General features: G+C 39.6%; 17 protein-coding genes. 11 read left to right on the plus strand and 6 right to left on the minus strand.

The features are described 5' to 3' along the window. Positions 1-101: 101 nt before the first annotated feature. Positions 102-2,243, minus strand: a complete 2,142-nt coding sequence (gene pta / locus FH976_RS09565; RefSeq protein ID WP_194090636.1) for a phosphate acetyltransferase — start codon at positions 2,241-2,243, stop codon at positions 102-104. 133 nt (positions 2,244-2,376) lie between these two features. Further along, a complete protein-coding gene (locus tag FH976_RS09570; protein WP_194090637.1) occupies positions 2,377-3,573 on the minus strand; it encodes an acetate kinase in 1,197 nt (398 codons plus the stop codon). A gap of 324 nt (positions 3,574-3,897) precedes the next feature. On the opposite strand from FH976_RS09570, the gene yfbV reads away from it, so the two are divergent. From yfbV to FH976_RS09590, 4 genes are all read left to right on the plus strand, one after another. Next, positions 3,898-4,347 carry a terminus macrodomain insulation protein YfbV gene (yfbV, locus tag FH976_RS09575; RefSeq protein ID WP_194090638.1) on the plus strand — a complete coding sequence of 150 codons (450 nt, stop codon included), beginning with the start codon at positions 3,898-3,900 and terminating at the stop codon, positions 4,345-4,347. Between the two features lie 270 nt (positions 4,348-4,617). Continuing rightward, entirely contained in the window at positions 4,618-5,586 is a 969-nt protein-coding gene (locus FH976_RS09580; protein WP_194090639.1) for an ABC transporter substrate-binding protein, read from the plus strand. A 200-nt stretch (positions 5,587-5,786) separates the two neighbouring features. Continuing rightward, complete coding sequence (locus tag FH976_RS09585) at positions 5,787-6,767, plus strand: ABC transporter permease (protein WP_194090667.1); 981 nt, start codon at positions 5,787-5,789, stop codon at positions 6,765-6,767. Continuing rightward, entirely contained in the window at positions 6,764-7,558 is a 795-nt protein-coding gene (locus FH976_RS09590) for an ABC transporter ATP-binding protein (RefSeq protein ID WP_194090640.1), read from the plus strand. The genes FH976_RS09585 and FH976_RS09590 overlap by 4 nt, the downstream gene beginning before the upstream one ends. Positions 7,559-7,715: 157 nt before the next feature. Here FH976_RS09590 and dusC read toward each other — a convergent pair whose 3' ends face one another. Beyond that, complete coding sequence (dusC, locus tag FH976_RS09595) at positions 7,716-8,663, minus strand: tRNA dihydrouridine(16) synthase DusC (protein WP_194090641.1); 948 nt, start codon at positions 8,661-8,663, stop codon at positions 7,716-7,718. A 159-nt stretch (positions 8,664-8,822) separates the two neighbouring features. On the opposite strand from dusC, the gene FH976_RS09600 reads away from it, so the two are divergent. Both FH976_RS09600 and FH976_RS09605 read left to right on the plus strand, forming a co-directional pair. Next, the gene (locus FH976_RS09600) at positions 8,823-9,455 is read left to right on the plus strand and encodes a YecA family protein (protein WP_194090642.1); all 633 of its coding nucleotides are present in this window, start codon (positions 8,823-8,825) and stop codon (positions 9,453-9,455) included. Positions 9,456-9,991: 536 nt separating this feature from the next. Next, complete coding sequence (locus FH976_RS09605; protein WP_194090643.1) at positions 9,992-11,041, plus strand: porin; 1,050 nt, start codon at positions 9,992-9,994, stop codon at positions 11,039-11,041. Positions 11,042-11,208: 167 nt separating this feature from the next. On the opposite strand, the gene dsbB is transcribed toward FH976_RS09605, so the two are convergent. Then, positions 11,209-11,730, minus strand: a complete 522-nt coding sequence (dsbB, locus tag FH976_RS09610; protein WP_194090644.1) for a disulfide bond formation protein DsbB — start codon at positions 11,728-11,730, stop codon at positions 11,209-11,211. A 167-nt stretch (positions 11,731-11,897) separates the two neighbouring features. Further along, positions 11,898-13,487, minus strand: coding sequence for a Na(+)/H(+) antiporter NhaB (nhaB, locus tag FH976_RS09615; RefSeq protein ID WP_194090645.1), 1,590 nt, complete (start codon positions 13,485-13,487; stop codon positions 11,898-11,900). 397 nt (positions 13,488-13,884) lie between these two features. On the opposite strand from nhaB, the gene fadR reads away from it, so the two are divergent. Further along, entirely contained in the window at positions 13,885-14,724 is an 840-nt protein-coding gene (gene fadR, locus FH976_RS09620; protein WP_194090646.1) for a fatty acid metabolism transcriptional regulator FadR, read from the plus strand. 197 nt (positions 14,725-14,921) lie between these two features. Here the strand turns inward: fadR and metG are convergent, their stop codons facing one another. After that, positions 14,922-16,985, minus strand: a complete 2,064-nt coding sequence (metG, locus tag FH976_RS09625; RefSeq protein WP_194090647.1) for a methionine--tRNA ligase — start codon at positions 16,983-16,985, stop codon at positions 14,922-14,924. 332 nt (positions 16,986-17,317) lie between these two features. Between metG and apbC the strand changes: the two genes are divergently transcribed. From apbC to FH976_RS09645, 4 genes are all read left to right on the plus strand, one after another. Further along, a complete protein-coding gene (gene apbC / locus FH976_RS09630) occupies positions 17,318-18,427 on the plus strand; it encodes an iron-sulfur cluster carrier protein ApbC (RefSeq protein ID WP_194090648.1) in 1,110 nt (369 codons plus the stop codon). A gap of 225 nt (positions 18,428-18,652) precedes the next feature. After that, positions 18,653-19,294, plus strand: coding sequence for a uridine kinase (gene udk, locus FH976_RS09635; RefSeq protein WP_194090668.1), 642 nt, complete (start codon positions 18,653-18,655; stop codon positions 19,292-19,294). 111 nt (positions 19,295-19,405) lie between these two features. Beyond that, the gene (dcd, locus tag FH976_RS09640; RefSeq protein ID WP_194090649.1) at positions 19,406-19,987 is read left to right on the plus strand and encodes a dCTP deaminase; all 582 of its coding nucleotides are present in this window, start codon (positions 19,406-19,408) and stop codon (positions 19,985-19,987) included. 152 nt (positions 19,988-20,139) lie between these two features. Then, positions 20,140-22,359: an AsmA family protein gene (locus FH976_RS09645; RefSeq protein ID WP_194090650.1), complete on the plus strand. Its 2,220-nt coding sequence runs from the start codon at positions 20,140-20,142 to the stop codon at positions 22,357-22,359. Positions 22,360-22,408 lie beyond the last annotated feature (49 nt).

Raw genomic sequence — 22,408 nt, forward strand, 5'->3', positions numbered from 1 at the left:
TATAAATAGGTATTAAGTTTTTCTTGATGTTTCTTTGTATAAAAAAAGACTCCCAATAATCGAGATTGTTGGGAGTCTTTTTATTTATAAGCAATTAAAAATTACTGATTTTCTTGCTGGCTTGCTTGGATAGCCGTTAGTGCTACGGTGTAAACGATATCGTCTACTAGTGCACCACGAGATAAATCATTAACAGGCTTACGCATACCTTGCAGCATTGGCCCAATAGAAACCAATTCAGCAGAGCGCTGTACCGCTTTGTATGTTGTGTTACCCGTGTTTAGGTCTGGGAATACAAATACCGTTGCTTTACCGGCAACCGGTGAATTAGGCGCTTTAGACGCTGCAACATTCTCCATGATTGCGGCATCGTATTGTAGAGGTCCATCGATCACTAGATCTGGACGTTTTTCTTGAGCGATGCGAGTGGCTTCGCGCACTTTATCAACGTCAGCGCCTTTACCAGAAGTACCGGTCGAGTAAGAGATCATTGCTACGCGAGGATCAATACCGAATGCTTTCGCTGAATCTGCTGATTGAATTGCGATTTCAGCCAGTTGTTCTGCATTTGGATCTGGGTTGATTGCACAGTCACCGTAAACCAAGACTTGGTCAGGTAATAGCATGAAGAAAACAGAAGATACAATTGATGCACCTGGCGCTGTTTTGATGATCTGGAATGGAGGAACGATAGTGTTCGCTGTAGTGTGAACTGCGCCAGATACAAGACCATCAACTTCACCACTTTCAAGCATCATCGTGCCTAAGAATACTGAATCTTCTAGTTTTTCTCGTGCGACAACTTCAGTCATACCTTTCGCGCCACGAAGCTCGACTAAACGTGCTACGTAGTTTTTACGGACTTTCTCAGGATCGATGATTTCAACACCGGCGCCAAGTTCAACACCTTGCTGAGCTGCTACACGGCGGATTTCTGCTGGGTTACCAAGCAGCACACAAGTCGCAATACCGCGCTCTGCACAAATAGCCGCTGCTTTAACGGTACGTGGCTCATCACCTTCAGGAAGAACAATACGTTTACCGGCACGGCGAGCAAATTCTGTTAACTGGTAACGGAAGGCTGGCGGGCTTAAACGACGAATACCTTCAGTACCTTCAGATAACGAATCAATCCACGGACCATCAATGTGGCTTGCGACATGATCGTTGATGAACTCAATACGTTCTTTATCATCTTGTGGTACTTCAAGGTTAAAGCTTTGTAGGTTTAGCGAAGTCTGCCAAGTATTTCCTTGAGCTTTGAAGATCGGCAAACCAGACTCGAATGCAGGTTTACATAGGTCAACAATTTGAGCAGGAATATCGTATCCACCGGTTAACAAGATGGCACCGATTTCTACACCGTTCATTGATGCAAGAGCCGCGGCTACAATAACATCTGGGCGATCAGCTGAGGTAACTAATAGAGAACCTGGTTTGAAGTGCTCAATCATATTTGGCAGAGATCGTGCACAGAATGTAATGCTCTTAATGCGACGAGTATTAATTTCACCTGCGTTAACGATATCGGCGTTTAAGTGTTTTGCCATATCAATAGCACGAGTGGCGATTAATTCAACATTCCAAGGCACGCAACCTAATACACGGATTGGGCTTGAATTGAAGATTTGCATCACTTCAATATTAGCTTGTGTGATGGTTTCATCAAAGATCTCTGAAAGATCTGGACGAGTACGGCCAGCCTCATCAACAGGCGCATTGAGCTTATTGATAATAACGCCAGTGATATTTTTATTTTTAGTACCACCAAAGTTAGAGCAAGCAACTTCAATACGCTCTTTAAGTTGAGCTGGATTGTTGTTACCTGGAGTGGCAACGAAAACAATCTCTGCACCCAGAGTTTTAGCTATTTCCGAATTGACTTGGTTCGCAAATGGATGGCTACGAGTTGGAACCAAACCTTCAATTAAAATGACTTCCGAGCTATTGCTGACCGTATTGTATCGTTCAACGATCTGCTCAAGAAGCTCGTCCATTCTTTCATTACTGATTAAAGCACCAGCTTCAGACATTGGTGTTGATTCAGCAATCTTCATATCACTGCTAGCAGCGATGATGCTTGATGTTAAATCAGGCACATCTTTATCACCGCGAGGTTGGGCGATTGGCTTAAAGAAAGAAACATTGACACCTTTACGCTCCATAGCGCGTAAAACACCCAGGCTAACGCTAGTAAGACCAACACCAGCACTAACAGGGACAAGCATAATAGTACGAGACATGAAAAGTATTCCTCTAACTATTCCCTTCGCATTTGAAGTGGAAACTCCAAGTTCTTAGGGTATATTAAAAACGGCAATGAATTATTCATTAACCAGAAAGAAAACAGGCTAACCGAAGTTAGCCTGTAAGATTTTATAGGCCAGTTAGGCGAGCGGTATCTTCTGCGATAACCAATTCTTCATTGGTAGAAATAACCATTGCAGGTATACGGCTGTTATCGGATGTAATAACGCCTTCACCACCAAAGCGAGCAGCGAGGTTCTTCTCGTTATCAAGTTCAATACCAAAGATACCAAGACGATTAAGTACTTGCTCACGGATTGGACCTGAATTCTCACCAATGCCACCAGTGAATACGATAGCATCAAGACGACCATCTAATGTTGCAGTATAGCCTGCAATGTATTTTGCAAGACGGTGGCAGAATACATCCATCGCACGTTTTGCTTCAGGCTTTTCTTGGTAGTTATCTTCAACAAAGCGACAATCTGAAGTCACTTGAGTTAAGCCTTGTAGGCCAGACTCTTTCGTTAGGATAGTGTTGATTTGGTCAACAGAGTAACCTAGCGCATCGTGCATGTGGAAGATGATCGCAGGATCAATGTCACCACAACGAGTGCCCATAACCAACCCTTCAAGTGGAGTTAAACCCATTGACGTATCAACAGACTGGCCATTTTTAATGGCACAAATAGATGCACCGTTACCTAGGTGGCAGTTGATGATGTTTACTTCTTCAATAGGTTTATTCATGATACTTGCAACTTCACGAGTAATGAATAAGTGAGAAGTTCCATGCATGCCGTAACGGCGAATACCATTTTCTTTGTATAAGTTATATGGGATAGCGTATAGGTATGCTTCTTCAGGCATTGTTTGGTGGAAAGCCGTATCAAAAACAGCAACGTGATTCAAGTGAGGGAAAGCTGCTTTTGCTGCTTCAATACCTGCAATACCTGCTGGGTTGTGTAATGGGGCTAAAGAAATGCAATCTCTGATTTCGTTCATGACATCATCATTAATTAATACAGATGATGTGAACTTTTCGCCACCATGAACGATACGGTGTCCAACTGCTGCTACACCTTCACCTAATTCAGGTTTAGAGGCAAGAATCGTATCAACGATAAATTTTAACGCCTCAGCATGGGCTGCGCCGTTACCTAATTGAGCTTCATGCTTTCCATCTAGTTTCCATTTAATACGAGCTTCTGGAAGGCCCAAACATTCAGAAAGGCCGTTAAGAAGCTCATCGCCAGACTCCGCATCAACGATTGCAAATTTTAGTGAAGAACTACCGCAGTTTAAAACTAGGACTAGCTTTGACATGAGTGAATACCTGTATTCGTTCAGAAATTAACTGTAATGAAATAAAACAATTCAAGAATAGACGACAATCTGTGATAGTCGTATTATCCTTAAATAACGCGAATACCTTTAATGTTAGGATCGGCGTTAGTGCTAAAAATCTATTTATGCGATTTCCATCACCTTATTTGTTGCTAATTTGTGCAACGGAAGGTTGAAACCGTGTAGAGGATAACGATTATAGCGTAAGATAACAAAAAAAAGTTGAGTCATTATTAATTTTAATCAATTTTTTGCAGTTATTTTTTAAGTTTTATAGTTTTATTTTAGATAAGGAAGGTTGGCATGAGTCGAGTAAGCTTTATACATCGATTTAAAGATGGTCAACATTATATGGAGGAGTGGCCAGTACGCAAAGAATTGGCACCGATGTTTCCTGAACAACGAATTATTAAAGCAACGCGTTTTGGTATTAAAGTAATGCCAGCGGTGGCGGCGATTAGTGTGTTGCTACAGATGTCTTTAAATAATCAAGCCGCAATACCGCAAGCGATCGTTATTGCTCTATTTGCCATCAGCTTACCTTTACAAGGAATATGGTGGCTTGGAACCCGTTCTAAAACTGTCTTACCCCCAAGCTTGGCAAGCTGGTACCGCGAGCTTTATCAAAAAGTTGCTGAATCTGGTATTGCCCAAGAACCTATAAAATCTAAACCTCGGTATAAAGAGTTAGCCAGTATGCTGAAACGAGCTTTTCGTCAGCTAGATGAAACGACATTAGAACGCTGGTTTTAGGTTAAAGGTTGTTATATTGAGTCGCTCAAATTTATCTTAAACTCATCTCATAAAATGCACTGAAAATCAGAAAATATAGCTTCTACAAAGCCCCAATAGCCTCGTTATTGGGGCTTTGTAGCTATTTTGATGTCAAAAGCTTTCTTTTGTGTTTATTAATTGGTAATAATGCTTTTGCTGATAGTGCTATCGGCAACAATAAATAATAACAATATATGCCCAACTTGCAGGGTATGAACATAACTGAAATTGCTGAATCAAGGAGTTAAGATGAAAGCAAAAAATATCATTGCTATGGCGGCATTGTCCGGAGCGGTATTACTGTCATCAACAGGCGTATTTGCAAAAACAGTAAAAGTAGATGTATCACAAATTGTGGAACATCCTGCTCTTGATGCTGCGCGAAATGGATTAATTGATGGATTGAAAAAACATGGGTACGAGCAAGGCAAAAACCTCTATCTTGAGTATCGTACAGCTCAGGGTAACCCTGCGATTGCCTCTCAAATTGCAAGGCAGTTTGTCGGGGAAGAACCCGATGTATTAGTGGGCATTGCAACACCTTCGGCGCAAGCGCTAGCAGCTACAACGAGACATATCCCTATTGTGTTTACTGCAGTAACCGATCCGGTAGAAGCTAAGTTAGTCAAATCTTTAGATAACCCTTCAGGCAATATTACCGGTTTATCGGATATGTCACCTATCGCTCAACACATTGAGTTAGCTCAAGAATTACTTCCAAACTTAAAAACGATCGGGGTGGTTTATAACCCAGGTGAAGCAAACTCAGTTGCCTTAATGACGGCGCTTAAAAAAGAAGCCGCTACACGTAATATTAAAATTATTGAAAGTACGGCATTGAAAAGCGCTGATGTTCAGTCTGCAACTCAAGCTATCGTTGCTAAATCCGATATTATTTATGCAATGATTGATAATACCGTTGCGAGCGCAATTGATGGAATGATCTCGGCCGCTAACCAAGCGAAAAAACCAGTATTAGCCGCTTCGACGACTTATGTGGATCGTGGTGCTTTAATTGGCTTGGGGGCTGATTATTATCAAATTGGCATACAAACTGCTGATTATGTTGCGGCTATTTTAGAAGGTAAAAAACCAAGTGAGCTTCCAGTACATGTTGCTAAAGCGTCTGATTTAATTATTAACACTCAAGCGGCAGAAAAACTGGGTTTCACTATTCCAAGTTCTATCCTTGATCGTGCCGAAGTGTTCAAAAAGTAATATTAGATTAATAGCGATGAGTATGAAAGGAGGGGAATAAGTGCATACCATGTGCTAACCCCCTTTATCTTATTTTGGTACCTTATTTCTATAAGGTGTAGTACCACTCTTTATTCGATAACGGATTGTTTATAGAGTTAATTATAACAACCTAGAAATTTATATACATGGATTGTTATTTAAGCAGAAAAGGAGTAATGATGTCTGCTTTTGCCTTTTATGGATCTCTAGAGCTTGGCCTAGTTTATGGCTTAGTGGCACTTGGTGTTTATATTACATTTAGAGTCCTCGATTTTCCTGATTTAACCGTTGATGGTAGTTTTCCTATGGGCGCTGCTGTTGCGGCGACCGCATTAGTCGCTGGCGTCAACCCTTGGATTGCGACTGGTTTAGCATTTTTTGTTGGCAGTTTGAGCGGGCTTGTGACTGCATTTTTAGCGGTACGTTGCGGGATCCTTCATTTGTTAGCCTCTATTTTGACCATGCTGGCGGCGTTTTCTATCAATATTCGTATTATGGGGCGCCCTAATCTTTCATTACTTGGTGAAGATACTATTTTTACGCCACTTGATGCACTTGGAAGTGATTTATTCATTCGACCTTTAGCAGTGGGTATTTTGGTGGTGCTATCAGCCTTATTAGTGATACGCCTACTTAATAGTGACTTTGGTTTGGCATTAAGGGCTACGGGTGTTAACGCTAGAATGGTTTCGGCTCAAGGGGCAAGTACTGCATTTTATACTTACTTTGGTCTAGCACTATCAAATGGTTTAGTCGGCTTTGCAGGGGCTGTATTAGCTCAAACTAGTGGCTTTGCGGATGTAACATCTGGCGCAGGTACGATTGTTGTAGGTTTGGCTGCGGTTATTTTAGGTCAAACATTGATACCAAGCCGAAAAATTTGGGTTGCTGTTGTGGCCGTCATTGTTGGCTCTATTTTATATCGTATTGCCATCCAGTTTGCGCTGAATACAGGAATGTTTGGTATGCAAGCTTCGGATCTGAATTTAGTGACAGCACTGCTTGTTGCCGCTGCTTTAGTTGCACCAAAAATAAAAAGTAATATGAAAGCGAAAAAAGCAGCCAAACTATCAGCGCAAGAGCTATCAGAATCAGAATTGTCGTTTTCAAATGCATCGACTTCAAAAAAATCGGACTCTAATACAAAGGGAACATTATGATTGAATTAGACAAGATTGAAGTGACCTTTAACCCTGGCACGGTGTTAGAAAATAAAGCATTGCGTAAGGTTTGCTTAAAAGTTCCTCAGCATCAATTTTTAACTGTTATTGGCTCTAATGGTGCAGGTAAATCGACTTTATTAGGTGCGGTAACTGGTGAGACACCAATGATCGGTGGGCGAGTCAGTATTGATAATGTGAATGTTACTAAACAGTCGGTGTATCAACGTGCCAAAATGTGCGCTCGCGTATTTCAAGATCCTTTAGCTGGAACGTGCGGTGATTTAACGATTGAAGAAAATATGGCAATTGCATACTCGCGTGGTAAAAGCCGCGGTTGGAATATGGCGCTGTCGAGTCAAAGGCGCAAACTTTTTCAAGAACGCATTAGTATTTTGGGTTTAGGTTTAGAAGATCGTTTAGGCGATAACATTGGTTTATTGTCAGGTGGGCAGCGTCAAGCGGTGAGTCTCGTTATGGCAACTTTATCTGAAAGTAAATTACTATTGTTAGATGAGCATACCGCAGCCCTCGATCCGCGCATGGCAGCATTTGTTATTGATCTGACAAAAACCGTTGTGAAAGAATTTAACTTGACTGCGATGATGGTCACTCACTCCATGAAAGATGCGCTTGCTTGTGGAGACAGGACTATTATGCTTCATCAAGGTGAGATAGTGCTGGATGTTGATGGCAGTAAACGTAAAGGTATGCAAGTCCCTGATCTTTTAGATATGTTTTCAAAAGTCAGAGGTGAAGAATTGTCGGATGATAGTTTGTTATTAAGTTAATTATTATATAAAACACTAAGTGCATATTTTTTCACTTAGTGTTTTTTCCTTTAATGCTTCGTTTTTATGCACAGTAAATTAAAAGCTTTTTATCAGATCACAATCGTCATATCAGGTTTAGCCCATCAAATGGTTTTATAACCAAGTAACAAGTGCTCTAGATCATTTCAGCCTGTAATAATTTGATGTGATCTATTATTGGTTGAGCTTTGTTATAACGACGAATCTCTCGGAATAGATCATCGGCTTGCTGATACTCTTGACGTAAGTAAGATAGCCATTGCTTGATGCGATTCGGATAATACAGGCCTTTATCGCCTTCTATTTCATACATAGAATAATGCAACATTAATTCGATAACCTTTTCCCATGGCATAACATCATGGTTGTGTTTTATCACATTCCCTAGGTTTGGAACATTGAATGCCCCTCGACATACCATTAAAGCATCAGCTTGAGTTTGGTTTAAACAATTTTGACCGTCTTGGTAATTCCAGATCTCACCATTAGCAATAATAGGCAGTTGGGTTCGTTGCTTTATCTGCTGTATGTATTCCCATTTTATCTCACTGGCTTTATAGCCGCCCATCTTAGTGCGAGCATGTACGGTCAGTTCAGTTGCCCCCGCTTGTTCGACTGCATCCACAATTTCAAAACAATCTTGAGGATCCTCCCAGCCTAAACGTATTTTAGCGGATACTGGAATGTGGTCAGGAATCGCTTGGCGGCAGGATTTTACTATCTGATAAATTAGCTCAGGATGCTGTAACAATGCAGCGCCACCTCGGCTTTTATTCACCATCTTGGCAGGGCATCCAAAGTTGATATCGAGCCCGTGGGAACCTAGCTCAACAGCACGTACCGCATTTTCTGCCATCCAATTAGGATCTTGTCCGAGTAATTGCAGTCGAACAGGAGTACCAGAGCGGGTAGTGGAACCATGCAGTAACTCAGGACACAAGCGAGTGAAAACATGTTCTGGTAATAATTGATCCACGACACGCACGAATTCGGTGACACAAAGGTCATAATCATTGAGGTTGGTAAGCATCTCTCGCATCAAATGATCAAGAACGCCTTCCATTGGACCAAGAATTAAGCGCATTGTGAAACCTTATATGAGTTACTGATTGAAAGAGGCGAGATTGTAGAGGCAAAGGAGATAAATGTCACTGAGTAGCGTTTGTCATTCGCAATATGAATTTCTATAGCTGGGAAGGCATGAACTCGCTACACTTGCCTCAAATTTAAAAATAAGATGCTTATGAATACTTTAATTGATTCCGATTTATTGCTTGATACACCTTTTAATTCAGCTTTTTGGGAGGGCGTAATTTTAGCTGCCAATATAAGCCCAAAACCATTAACGCCTGAAACATGGATTAAACCTTTAGTACCGGATGCTAGGCTATCATTACAGCAAATTTTAGTCTCTCGATTTGAGGAGCAATATACGCAATTAATAAGATCAGAATATGATTTATTCGAATTGTCAGGAGTGCAGTCTTATAGCGATTCACCGAATGAACGACTAATTCAAATTGCTGAAGGATTTATGTCCACATGGCCGTTGGTAGAAGGTGGCTGGAATGAAGCGGGTCATTTATCGGATGGTAGTGTGAGAATGTTGCAAGCATTGCTAACAACTTTTATGTTAATGATCGATGAAGACCAAACGACTCAACAAATGAAAGATGCAGGAATGTTCGAGTTACCAAGTTTGTGTGCAATGCAACCACAGCTAAATTTAATGTTGAATGAAGTAGTACATACTGCGAATGAATTAATGCAAGGGCATCAATCCCAGAGAGTTAATCCTTATAAAAGTATAGGGCGTAATGATCCATGCCCTTGCCAAAGTGGGAATAAATTTAAGCTGTGCTGTGGACGCTCTTAAATCTTATTAAAATTGTCGCTGAGATTGTTCAAATCTATCAGTGTAATGTTTGCCAAAAATTTTTATGCTTAATGAAAGCCATATTAGATCGGTGTTATTAGATGATATGGTTTTTTTTCGTCTGTAATATATTGAATATGCGTATGAAATCTCATAATGTGCAATTTTTATGTAGATGTAGATCACAGTTTAAATATAAAAAAACCTCAAGAATACTAAATATTAAATAAAATATTAAGGGATGATAAATATATTTTAAAGGGTGATAATCATTTTAAATCATGGTGTTAGCCTTATGTTTTTATTATAACCTTAATATTTGAAGTGTTATTTAGTTTTTTTTACTTATCGAAAGTGGAACTTTGACGTAAAACGGAGACACCTTGTTACCAAGGCGAGTGTCTATACTGTTTTGGTAGGTAACAAAGAATTATTGTTTATAGAGAACCAAAGAACAGTGATTATGCTGTGTTAAGAAGTTCTCATAAGCGTATTTGTAGATAAATGTTCTTATACTTTTGATTAGGATTATTACAATGAAAAAGACTTATATTGCTTTAGCTATCGCTGCTCTTGCCACTGCTGCTGGCGCTAACGCCGCGACTGTTTATAAAACAGATGCAACTCAGTTTGATATTGGTGGTCGTGCGGAATTCCGGGGTGATTTCATTGGTACTGATGGCGGCCAAGAAATTGATGGGACTATGCACAATGCTTCACGTTTTCGTATTAACTTTGCAGGCGAAACAAAAATTACAGATAACCTTTCTGGTATCGGTTTTTACGAAGCAGAGCAAGGTGTAAATTCGTCTAGTGATAACTCTAAAGGTGAAAAAGGTACTGATTTTAATCAGCGTTATGTGTTTGCTGGTTTCAAAACTAACGTAGGTAACTTTACCTTTGGTCGCCAAGATACCTCGACCGTTATGATTTCTCAAATGTCTGATATTACAACTTATTCTGGCGCGCAAAAATCGTTCATCGATGCAGGTGATGAGCAAATCAATAACAACATCCAATACGCGGGCAACTTTTTAAACGATGCATTAACCGTTAAAGCCAACGTTATTTTGGGTGACAAAGATAACAGCGATGGTTACGGTGTTGCAGCCAAATACACATTGCCAATCGGTTTAGGTTTAGCGTTGGGTTATGCAGCAAACGATATTGCTGATACTAATTCTGATGGTACGCCTACTCCATATGCTGGTGATAGCGCTGACCAACTTATCGCTGGTGTTAACTACACTATGGGTGGTTTATACGCTGCGGTGACTTACACCACTGGTAACCTTAATGATGACCAAGACTTTGATGGTGTGGAAACTGCAGTTCAATACAAATGGGATACAGGCTTCCGCGTGATCGGTGCATACCAATACCAAGAAGCTGATAGCGAAGCGATTAATAACTGGTTTGAATTGACTGGTGGTTATGACTTTACTGATAACCTTTATGCTTATGTTTCTTACAAGTTAAACAATCTTGATGAAGGTGATGCAACTCTACAGCAATACGGTTCTACTAATAATGCAGTTACTGAAACAGAAGATAGCATGCGTTTAGGTCTTAAATATACTTTTTAATCTGATGGTATAAACGACTTACTTGAGAAACGTCAGCTTAACCGCTGGCGTTTTTTTATACCTTTTTTATGTCTAAGAGAGAGCAGCAAGTTTCGGTGAGAAAAAGGCTCCGTTAATAAGATTAAGCGAAGCCCTAATTGAATGGATTTGATTGCTAGTTTACGACACTAAGCTTTTTGTCTGGCAAATTGGGAAATAATAATAATAGCCACCGCAATTAAGTTACCGGCAAAAATAATCACTAACCATTCTGGCATGGATAAGCTTAAAAATTGCCATACGATTTTAGAACAATCACCAGTTGGCTCAAACATCCAGGGAGCCCATTGGTTTAAGGGTGCCCAGCTAGGAAACTGCGGAAAAATATCACACGTCACAAAAGGAGATGGATTGAATTGATAGCCAACATGTTCTCTTGCCAATTCAAAGCCTCTAAAGGCCGTGTAAGCCCAAGTAGCAAGCCCTGCGTAGCGTAGTAATAGGCTCTTAGGATTAATGAAACCAATCAGGGCAGCTCCAGCGATACCCATCATGGCAACACGTTCATACACACACATGACGCAAGGTGCGAGCATTAAAACATGCTGAAAAAAGAGCGCGCATGCTTCAAAGATAGTGATACAAATAAAAAGCAGTAGCCAAGCGCGGCGTTGCTGCGAAAATTGCTTAACGGGTAATAGGAAAGACATACTCATATCCTTATCTAACTTTCTTAATATATTCTTCTAATTGACAGTAAGGTCAATTATCTTGATGTGGGTGCACTATTGGATAACAAAAAGCTCTGAAAGTTCAGAGCTTTAATTATTTTATATTAGAGCGAGATTATGATGCTTCTTATATAAGGAGTAAATCATTAATGCCTTATAATAGCGCTGCCTTGAGAAGCAATTTCTGTCGTTGTCGTTGTTATCCAGCCGATATGATTAAAGTAGATTGTTAGCGGTTCTAATAAGAACTGAATACCGAAGTAACCTACAACCGCGAGCACTACTGTATATGGAAGAGCCATGATGACCATTTTTCCATAAGATAGACGAACTAATGGTGCTAGTGCTGAGGTTAACAAGAACAAGAATGCAGCCTGACCATTTGGTGTCGCGACTGAAGGTAAGTTTGTCCCGGTATTGATCGCTACGGCGAGTAAATCAAATTGCTGGCGTGAAATATCACCGTCAAGCAGAGCGGTTTTAACTTCATTAATATAAACGGTTCCGACAAATACATTATCGGATACCATCGACAGTAGACCATTCGCAATATAGAACATGGTAATTTGTTGGTTACCTTCCAAGGCGAGTACGGCATGAATAATAGGCTTAAACAATTGTTGATCAATAATTACGGCAACAATGGCGAAGAATACTGCGAGTAATGCAGTGAAAGGGAGTGCTTCTTCAAAAGCTTTACCTAATGCATGCTCCTCTGTGATCCCAGTAAAAGAGGTGGCAAGAATAATAACGGATAAACCAATAAGGCCAACGGCTGCAAGGTGTAATGCAAGACCTGCTATTAACCAAATGGCAATGATCCCTTGAATATATAATTTGGCAACATCTTGTTGAGTCCGTTTTTTCTGCTCTTCATGATCGACTTCGAGTAGGATTTTACGGACATTTTCGGGTAATGCGACACCATAGCCAAAAACTTTAAACTTTTCGACTAAAATGCAAGTGATGAGCCCGCAGATAAAAACAGGAACGGTCACTGGAGCCATACGCAGAATAAATTCACCAAATTCCCAGCTAGCTTGATCCGCGATAATTAAGTTTTGCGGCTCACCGACCATCGTCATTACGCCACCTAATGCTGTACCAACACCGGCATGCATTAATAAGGACCGAAGGAAGGCTCGGTAATCTTCTAAATCATTACGAGTAATTTCTGGGATCATTTCATCAGTAGTATGATCATGATGACTCGCATTCGGGTTGGAGACCACTTTATGATAAATAGCATAAAAACCGATAGCGACACTAATGATAACGGCAATAACCGTCAATGCGTCTAAGAATGCAGAGAGGAAGGCAGAAGTGACACAAAATGCAAGAGATAACAGGATTTTAGAGCGAACACCGAGCAGTATTTTTGTGAACATAAATAACAAAAGCTGCTTCATGAAATAAATACCCGCTACCATAAATATTAGTAGTAATAGTACTTCAATATTGGCAGCAAGTTCGTGTTTCACTTGCTCTGCTGTAGTCATCCCCATAGCAACCGCTTCAATGGCGAGTAAGCCACCTGGTTGTAATGGGTAACATTTCAATGCCATCGCTAAGGTGAAAATGAATTCAGCGACGAGGAGCCAACCTGCTGTAAAAGGATCGATCCAAAAGAATACGATCGGGTTAATAATTAAAAAGGCAACAATGGTTACTTTATACCAATCAGGAGCCTTACCTAGGAAGTTTTTTATAAATGCATTTCCCAATGTTGCGGACATAAATATACTCTTTAAGTTTTGATAATGAAATTCAATTCCCATTATGAGAAAATTTTCACTATAAGCTGTGATGTCGGTCGTATTAACTGGATGTTAATTATTGATTTGAATCATGTTATATGGATATAGATTTTTTACATGAACGATATTAAATCGTTAGTATCTTACTATTTTTACGCAGAATACATAGGTATTAAGATAAGTAAATCATCAGCACTTGATTAAGCGCATTGAATTGTATTTTGTGAAAAATTTCACCTATATAGGTCGAGTTTACTTTACTTCTAAATAAATCCTAAAATATGTGGAATAAGCGGTACAGTGCCAGTTTTGTGTCTTTAACAACTAGTGGTATGATGAGTCCAGTTTTTATTCCTCTAATAGATAAAGTGAATTAATGGTCATTAAGGCAAAAAGCCCTGCTGGGTTTGCAGAAAAATACATCATAGAAAGCATCTGGAATGGTAAGTTTCCACCTGGATCTATTTTACCTGCTGAGAGAGAATTATCAGAACTTATTGGTGTGACCCGAACAACTTTACGTGAAGTATTACAACGTTTAGCTCGTGATGGTTGGTTAACAATTCAGCATGGCAAGCCAACAAAAGTAAACAATTTTATGGAGACCTCAAGTCTGCATATTTTAGATACGTTAATGACATTAGATAGTGATAATGCCACCTCTATTGTTGAAGATTTGTTAGCGGCTCGCACCAGCATTAGCCCTATTTTTATGCGGTATGCCTTTAAATTAAACCCAGAAGCGTCTATCAATACGTTAAATCGAGTGATTAAGTCTTGTGAATTGGTTTTGAAGCATGATGACTGGGAGACGTTTTTAGCTGAATCATCATATGCCGATAAAATTCGAGTCGCGGTTAAAGAAGATAATGAAGAAGATGAAGCGACTCGTAATGTTATTTTGATGGCGAAGACATTTAATTTTTACGATTACATGTTGTTTCAACGTTTAGCGTTTCATTCTGGAAATCAAGTGTTTGGTTTTATTTTTAATGGTATTCGGAAACTTTATGACCGTGTTGGTAGTTTCTATTTTTCAAATCCAGACGCATGTCATCTAGCGCTTCAATTTTATAAACAGCTTTTGGTCGTTTGTGAGAGTGGTCGTCGTGAGGAGTTACCTGCATTAATCCGTCAATATGGTATCGAAAGTGGCCAAATATGGACAATGATGAAAGAAAACCTTCCAACTAACTTTACGGAAGATGATAGCTAATCTTAGTGTTTTAAAGTGATAATATTAAGCCTGCTGAAGATGAGCAGGCTTTTTAATACCTGCTATTTGTAAGTTGTAAGTAAAATCTGTGCGGTGATAGTAGGTTGAGTAGTTATTTGATGAATAATAAATATAAAAAAGCTCCGACTAAGTAAATAGCGGAGCGTTTATCGATGAAACTTATTTATCTATGCAAATTACATAACACGCATGCCAGGTTGAGCGCCGTCATGTGGTTCTAAAATCCACAGATCTTTTCCACCAGGTCCGGCAGCCAAAATCATTCCCTCGGACATACCAAACTTCATTTTACGAGGTTTTAAGTTAGCGACCATCACCGTTAGTTTGCCTTCAAGCTCTTCTGGCGTATAAGCGGATTTAATTCCAGAGAATACTTGGCGAGTCTCGCCGCCGATATCCAATTGGAATTTTAAAAGCTTGTCGGCTTTTGGTACGGCTTCACACGAAATAATTCTGGCAATACGCATATCAATTTTGGCGAAATCATCAAATTCAATTTCATCCGCGACAGGCTCTTTATCTAACTCGGTTTGCGTTGTTTTCTCTGATTGTGCTTTTGCCGCCATTTCAACCGCAGCATCTTCTTTAGATGCTTCAATCATGGCTTCAACGTGCTTAGGATCGATACGATTGAATAAGGCTTTAAATTTAGTGACTTCATGATTAGTCAGTGGAGTTGCTATGCCTTCCCACGTTAGAGTGTCATTTAAGAAGCTTTCAGTCCGCGCTGCTAATTCTGGCATAACAGGTTTTAGGTATGTCATTAGTACTCGGAATAAGTTTATACCGACAGAGCAGATATCTTGCAGCTCTTGGTCTTTACCTTCTTCTTTTGCGATAACCCACGGTGCTTTTTCATCTACATACTGGTTGGCTTTATCGGCTAGTGCCGTAATTTCACGAATTGCTCGACTGAACTCACGAGTTTCAAATGATTGAGCAATACTGCTAGCGGCATCAACAAACTCTTGATAGAGCTCTGGCTCGGTGAAATTTGTCGACAATTTACCGCCAAATCGTTTCGCAATGAAACCAGCATTGCGAGAAGCTAAGTTGACGATTTTGTTAACGACATCTGAATTAACGCGTTGAGTGAAATCTTCAAGGTTTAAATCCAGATCATCAATGCGGCTATTGAGTTTCGCTGTGTAGTAATAACGTAGACATTCAGGGTCGAGATGTTGTAAGTAAGTGCTCGCTTTTACAAAGGTGCCTTTTGATTTTGACATCTTTGCGCCATTAACGGTCACATAACCATGTACGAATACATTGTTTGGCTTACGGAAACCAGCACCATCTAACATAGCTGGCCAAAAGAGGCTATGGAAGTACACAATGTCTTTACCGATAAAGTGGTACAGTTCCGCGGTACTATCTTGTTTCCAATATTCATCAAAATTAAGAGATGTGTCACCGGCAGCAGCACGTTTGTCACACAAATTTTTAAATGACCCCATGTAGCCGATTGGAGCATCTAGCCATACATAGAAAAATTTATTGGTTTCACCAGGAATTTCAAAGCCAAAATATGGCGCATCACGTGAAATATCCCATTGTTGCAAGCCTGATTCAAACCACTCTTGCATTTTGTTCGCGGTTTCTGATTGCAGAGAACCTGAACGAGTCCACTCTTTTAACATGCTTTGAAACTGAGGCAAATCGAAGAAGAAATGCTCGGAATCTTTCATGACTGGTGTTGCACCTGATACCGCCGATTTTGGGTTGATAAGATCGGTTGGGCTATAAGTTTCACCACAGTTATCACAGTTATCACCGTATTGGTCATCCGACTTACATTTTGGGCAAGTGCCTTTTACAAATCGGTCGGGCAGGAACATTTCTTTTTCAGGATCAAAAAGCTGAGAAATAGTACGACTAGTGATAAAGCCATTTTCTTTCAAGCGAAGATAAATCATTGAAGCTAATTCACGGTTTTCATCGCTATGAGTGCTGTGGTAGTTATCAAAGCTAATATTAAAACCTGAAAAATCCGTTTGGTGTTCTTGTTGAACGGCTGCAATCATTTCTTCTGGCTCAATGCCCAATTGTTGAGCTTTCAACATAATAGGTGTGCCGTGTGCATCATCAGCGCAAATAAAGTTTACGGTATTACCGCGTAGGCGTTGATAGCGAACCCAAACATCTGCTTGAATATGTTCTAGCATATGGCCTAAATGAATTGAGCCATTGGCGTAAGGGAGTGCACAGGTTACGAGAATTTTTCTTGGGTCATTCGCCATTATTTTTCACTTCTTAATTCTTGATAGGGAGGCAATTAGTCCGAACATTACGATATACCTTTCTTACTTGAAGCTGCAAATTTGTTGGCTGTGTTAACTCATCCTAATTACTTAGGTAAGTTATGATCATGAGGCCTCGAACGCTGCAACTTCAATTATTTTGGATATAGACTAGCCATAATACTTGCCAAGATTCTACCTTATGCAGCCCACGACTCCAAGAAGCCTAAAGACGGAATTCGTGATCTTTTTATTTATATGGTGGGTAGCGTGTTTTTCTTGAGGGTTTATACTGCTAGGATATTAATCCCATCTTGTGATCTCGAGGTCGTATGTCTTTATTTTCATCACCATTTTCAAAGTCTACCCCCAATCAACCATTATCATCTTCTATTTTAAGTCAGTGGTTAAATCAATTTGAACATCCACAATTAATTCCACAATGGGCCGATACTCCAGGACTAGTGTCATTAAAATTAGATGATAGCGTACTAATTACGTTGCCATTTTATGGCCAGGGTCTACAAAATCAACTGAGGTCATGGGTTGAAGAACAAAAAAAACAGCATCAAGATTTGCCAGCAATTGAAGTTGTAACCAAAGTTAAGACGATGAAAACGGCGCATGCTACACCAGTGAAAGGGGTGAAAAATATTATTGCCATTACCTCTGGCAAAGGTGGAGTCGGTAAGTCAACGACAGCCGTGAATTTTGCTTTAGCGCTGCATAAACTGGGTGCAAAAGTTGGTCTGTTAGATGCGGATATTTATGGTCCATCGGTACCTATTATGCTTGGCACACAAGGTCAAAAACCAAGTGTGGTTGATAATAAATGGATGCAACCGGTTGAAGCGCATGGGTTGTATACTAATTCAGTGGGTTATTTAGTGGCGCAAGATGATGCGGCAGTGTGGCGTGGCCCAATGGCGTCGAAAGCGTTATCTCAGATACTCAATGAAACACTATGGCCAGAGCTTGATTATTTGGTTATTGATATGCCGCCAGGTACGGGAGATATCCAACTAACATTATCGCAGCAAATTCCAGTCACTTCTGCTTTGGTGGTCACCACACCGCAAGATCTTGCATTAGCTGATGCCGTAAAAGGGGTGGCGATGTTTGATAAAGTCGGAGTGCCGGTGCTTGGCATAGTTGAAAATATGAGCTATCACATCTGTTCTAATTGTGGACACCATGAAGCATTGTTTGGTCAAGGTGGTGCTGAAAAAATGGCGCGAGACATGGATTTATCTTTATTGGTACAAGTTCCGCTGCATATTGATCTGCGTAGTGATATTGATAACGGTTGTCCAACGGTTGCTGCGCAACCAAGTAGTGAGCATTCACAAATCTATCTTGAACTTGCCGCCCAAGTTGGGTGTCGTCTATTTTGGCAAGGTGACCCTGTGCCAGATGCGATTTTATTTACGGAAGTAAAATAGGTCATACATTATTAAATAAATAAGCATCGAGAAATCAGATGCTTATTTTTTATGCATTTTGTGTGGATAGGCTTAAGCACCGTAATAATTCGTTAATTTAGTGGGTTATTGCCTTGTGGCTAAACTCCCATTTTGTATCAATTAAGTATATAATTAGGCGGTTTAATTCCCCTTCGGGGTTCCCGTTACTATTGAGCTGGGTGCTTTTACATGTCAGAACAACAAATACCTGAAAAAAATAAATGCGTCATTGTAGGGATTGCCGGCGCATCGGCTTCAGGGAAGAGCTTAATTGCAAGCACCATCTATAAAGAATTACGCGCGAAAGTTGGTGATAGTCAAATTGGTGTAATCACTGAAGACTGTTATTACCGAGATCAAAGCCATCTTAGTATGGAAGAGCGTATCAAAACGAATTATGACCATCCAAATGCATTAGATCATGATTTATTATGTGAACAATTACAGCAGTTAATGGAAGGTAATTCAGTCGAAATTCCAGAGTACAGCTATTCAGAACATACCCGAACTCAAAATACGACATTAATGACACCAAAGAAAGTGATTATTTTAGAAGGTATTTTGTTGCTGACAGAACCACGCTTACGTGACTTAATGCATGCATCTGTATTTATGGATACGCCACTTGATATTTGTTTGCTGCGCCGTGTTAAGCGAGATGTAGAAGAGCGCGGAAGAAGCATGGATTCTGTGCTGAAACAATATCAAAAGACCGTACGACCAATGTTTATGCAATTTATTGAACCATCGAAACAGCATGCCGATATTATTGTCCCGCGTGGTGGTAAGAACCGAATTGCGATTGATGTATTAAAGGCTCATATTGCTCGTTTATTAAAATCATAACTGTATTCAAGGTGTTTGAAGTTATAGATTTTACTACTTTGATGATGGATAACACTTCGTTGTAACTATTTAGATATAAATGGCTTTGAGCGAAATTAGGAGAAATAACTCGTGAGATTGTGTGATAGGGATATAAAAAAATACATGGCGGAAGGTAAGATAACCATGTCGCCAGCCCCATCTGAAGATAGCATTAGTGGCTTAACGGTAGATGTGCGATTAGGTCATCAATTCCGAGTATTTAATGATCACAGTGCACCATACATTGATCTCTCTGGTAAAAAAGAAGAAGTGACAGCGCAACTTGAAAAAGTGATGAGCGATGAAATTGAAATTACCGATGCTGGTGAATTCTTTTTACACCCTGGGCAGTTAGCATTAGCAGTCACTTATGAGTCGGTTGATCTTCCTGCCAATATCGTTGGTTGGTTGGATGGGCGTTCTTCTTTGGCTCGTTTAGGCTTAATGGTCCATGTAACCGCACATCGTATTGATCCTGGTTGGTCAGGACGTATTGTACTTGAGTTTTACAATTCAGGTCGCTTACCTTTAGCGTTGAAGCCTATGATGCCAATTGGTGCGTTAAGTTTTGAAGTTTTATCCGGTGATGCTGAAAAACCGTATAACAAACGAGATAATGCAAAATATAAAAATCAACAAGGTGCAGTGGCAAGTCGTATTAATGAAGATTGATATCGAGATAATAGTAAGCTATTAATCTTTAAAATTGACGGCAAGGTGTGCCGTCATTTTATTTAACATTCTTTGCCTTTATTTATTGCTAAAATAAGTTTTGGCCGTGAACTGTTTTAAATCTTTTTATTTGTACTGTGTGAGGGAACTTCATGAAAAAAGTACTTATTTTTCTTTCTATTGCAATCGTCGCGATTGTTGTTGCCGTATTGGCATTAATTTTCCTTGTGAATCCCAATCAATTTAAACCTCTGATTATTGAGCAAACAAAAACTCAAACGGGTTTTGATCTCGTTATTGATGGTGATATTGAATGGTCTTTCTTTCCTCATATTGGGTTTACTATTGGTAAAACAAAATTATTAAACCCAAACGGTTTTAAACGTGCCGAAATCGTAAAGATTGACTCTGTCGGTTTGGATATTTCAGTTCTCCCTTTGCTAGAAAAAAGATTAGAAATTGGCAACATTAGTTTAAATAGCGCCGATATTTTTCTGCAAACTAAGAAAGATGGAAGTTCAAATATTGATATTGCTGCACAATCTATAAAAGAAAATACAGCCGAAGGGGACATTGCTCAAAAAGAAACTGAGGTGGCAGTAAACGCTGAGGCTAAATCAGTAGAAGTACCTAAGTCAGGATCAGTAGAGAAATCGTCAAGTTCAGCTTCTGAATGGCAATTAACCTTAGAAGGAATCACGGTTAATAACGCGACGTTAGCGATGATTGATGAACAAAAAGGATCAGAAATATCACTATCTAATGTTAATTTTTCACTTTCTAAATTTGCATTTGATGAATGGAGCCAAGTTGAATTCAGTTTAATTGGTCGCAATAATCAACAAGCTTTTTCTGCGGCGGGTAAAACAGAATTTAAAATTTCACAGAATTTAAAAAATTACGAATTACGCAATCTTGATACTCAAGCTTCTTTCAAAGATGGAGCTACGGACATAAAAGCAGTGTCATTACAATTGGCGACATTTAAGTTTGACCAATCAAATGATTTAAAATTAGCGGTTCAAGGACAAGTGTCTGGTATGAATATCGATATGACACACAGCGCCAAGTTAATGGTTAATAAGGCAATGTCTGTGGTTCGATTAAATGATATGAACTTGAAAGCTAAAGTTAATGGGAAAGACTTGCCATTAAATCCAATTAATATTGGTATGTTGTCCTCATTAACGTTTGATTTAAATAAGCAAGATTTAGACTTAACACTTGATAAGTTTACCGTAAATGAGCTGGCGTTTGATGGTTCAAGCCAAGTGTCTTTAGCATCGAGCATCCCTAAAATTGTATTTAATTTACACAGTGCAGAAATAAATGTAGATGCGTTATTAAAGCAAATGGAACAACAACCTACAAAATCGGCTGTTACCTCTACCGCAACGAAGGTTGCAGCTACTACTAATGCTGCAACAACAAACACAGCACCTACTGTGAAAGCATCAACAGCGACGGCTCAGTCTGAACCCGATCTTAGTGCAACGAAAACACTAGATGTTACGGGCAAGATAACTATCGATAAGCTGGTGGCAAATAATGCTAAGTTACAAAATGTAGTCACTCAGTTTAAGGTCAATCGAGGTGTGATTGATTTACAACGTTTTGCTGCTAATTTGTATGATGGTTCAATACTCGCGACAGCACACATTGATGCACGTAAATCAGTTGCAAACTATAAAATCCATAATGAAATAAAAGGTGTGCAAGTTCGCCCATTATTAACAGATATCGCTGATATGGATATCGTCTCGGGAACAGGTAATGTTACGGCTGATCTTACCGGTAAAAGTTTGATACCTGCTACCTTGAAAAAAAATCTAGCGGGTGTGCTTAAGATTAATTTTCAAGATGGTTCACTTTATGGTGTAAATTTACCGTATGAGTTCCGTTCAGCCAAAGCGAAATTGAAAGGTGAAACTATAGCCGCAGATAATGTTAAGAAAACGGATTTTAGTGCTCTGACGGCAACAATGAAGCTTTCTAAAGGTGTTATGACAACCAATAACTTTGCCATGCAGTCACCACTCTTACGTGTTTTAGGGGATGGAAAAGCCGATTATGTGCATGAAACATTAGACTTTTTAGTGAAAACATCGATTGTTGGCACCATGAAAGGGCAAGACGGTAAAGATCTTAATGATTTAAAAAATCTCACTATCCCAGTTCGTGTAAAAGGCTCGTGGGCTACTCCAAGTATTAGCGTTGATATGAAATCTTTGTTTAACTCACAATCTAAGCAAAAAGCACAAAAAGAAATTGATAAAGGTATCGATAAGCTTTTAGGTGGTGATAAAGATTCGGATAAAAACAAAGACGTCAAAAAGGCTGCAGGTGATTTACTTAATAGTTTATTTAAATAACCAGTAATCAAAATCTGAAAGATAAAGCCCGGTTTGATCGCGATGATCA

It is taken from the genome of Vibrio hibernica, assembly GCF_015223435.1.
Classification (GTDB): Bacteria; Pseudomonadota; Gammaproteobacteria; order Enterobacterales; family Vibrionaceae; genus Vibrio; species Vibrio hibernica.

Excerpts from the sequence above, each read along its gene's own strand:
- pta (WP_194090636.1), bottom strand. The coding sequence starts at position 2,243 with ATGTCTCGTACTATTATGCTTGTCCCTGTTAGTGCTGGTGTTGGTCTT.
- FH976_RS09570 (WP_194090637.1), bottom strand. The coding sequence starts at position 3,573 with ATGTCAAAGCTAGTCCTAGTTTTAAACTGCGGTAGTTCTTCACTAAAA.
- yfbV (WP_194090638.1), top strand. The coding sequence starts at position 3,898 with ATGAGTCGAGTAAGCTTTATACATCGATTTAAAGATGGTCAACATTAT.
- FH976_RS09580 (WP_194090639.1), top strand. The coding sequence starts at position 4,618 with ATGAAAGCAAAAAATATCATTGCTATGGCGGCATTGTCCGGAGCGGTA.
- FH976_RS09585 (WP_194090667.1), top strand. The coding sequence starts at position 5,787 with ATGTCTGCTTTTGCCTTTTATGGATCTCTAGAGCTTGGCCTAGTTTAT.
- FH976_RS09590 (WP_194090640.1), top strand. The coding sequence starts at position 6,764 with ATGATTGAATTAGACAAGATTGAAGTGACCTTTAACCCTGGCACGGTG.
- dusC (WP_194090641.1), bottom strand. The coding sequence starts at position 8,663 with ATGCGCTTAATTCTTGGTCCAATGGAAGGCGTTCTTGATCATTTGATG.
- FH976_RS09600 (WP_194090642.1), top strand. The coding sequence starts at position 8,823 with ATGAATACTTTAATTGATTCCGATTTATTGCTTGATACACCTTTTAAT.
- FH976_RS09605 (WP_194090643.1), top strand. The coding sequence starts at position 9,992 with ATGAAAAAGACTTATATTGCTTTAGCTATCGCTGCTCTTGCCACTGCT.
- dsbB (WP_194090644.1), bottom strand. The coding sequence starts at position 11,730 with ATGTCTTTCCTATTACCCGTTAAGCAATTTTCGCAGCAACGCCGCGCT.
- nhaB (WP_194090645.1), bottom strand. The coding sequence starts at position 13,487 with ATGTCCGCAACATTGGGAAATGCATTTATAAAAAACTTCCTAGGTAAG.
- fadR (WP_194090646.1), top strand. The coding sequence starts at position 13,885 with ATGGTCATTAAGGCAAAAAGCCCTGCTGGGTTTGCAGAAAAATACATC.
- metG (WP_194090647.1), bottom strand. The coding sequence starts at position 16,985 with ATGGCGAATGACCCAAGAAAAATTCTCGTAACCTGTGCACTCCCTTAC.
- apbC (WP_194090648.1), top strand. The coding sequence starts at position 17,318 with ATGTCTTTATTTTCATCACCATTTTCAAAGTCTACCCCCAATCAACCA.
- FH976_RS09645 (WP_194090650.1), top strand. The coding sequence starts at position 20,140 with ATGAAAAAAGTACTTATTTTTCTTTCTATTGCAATCGTCGCGATTGTT.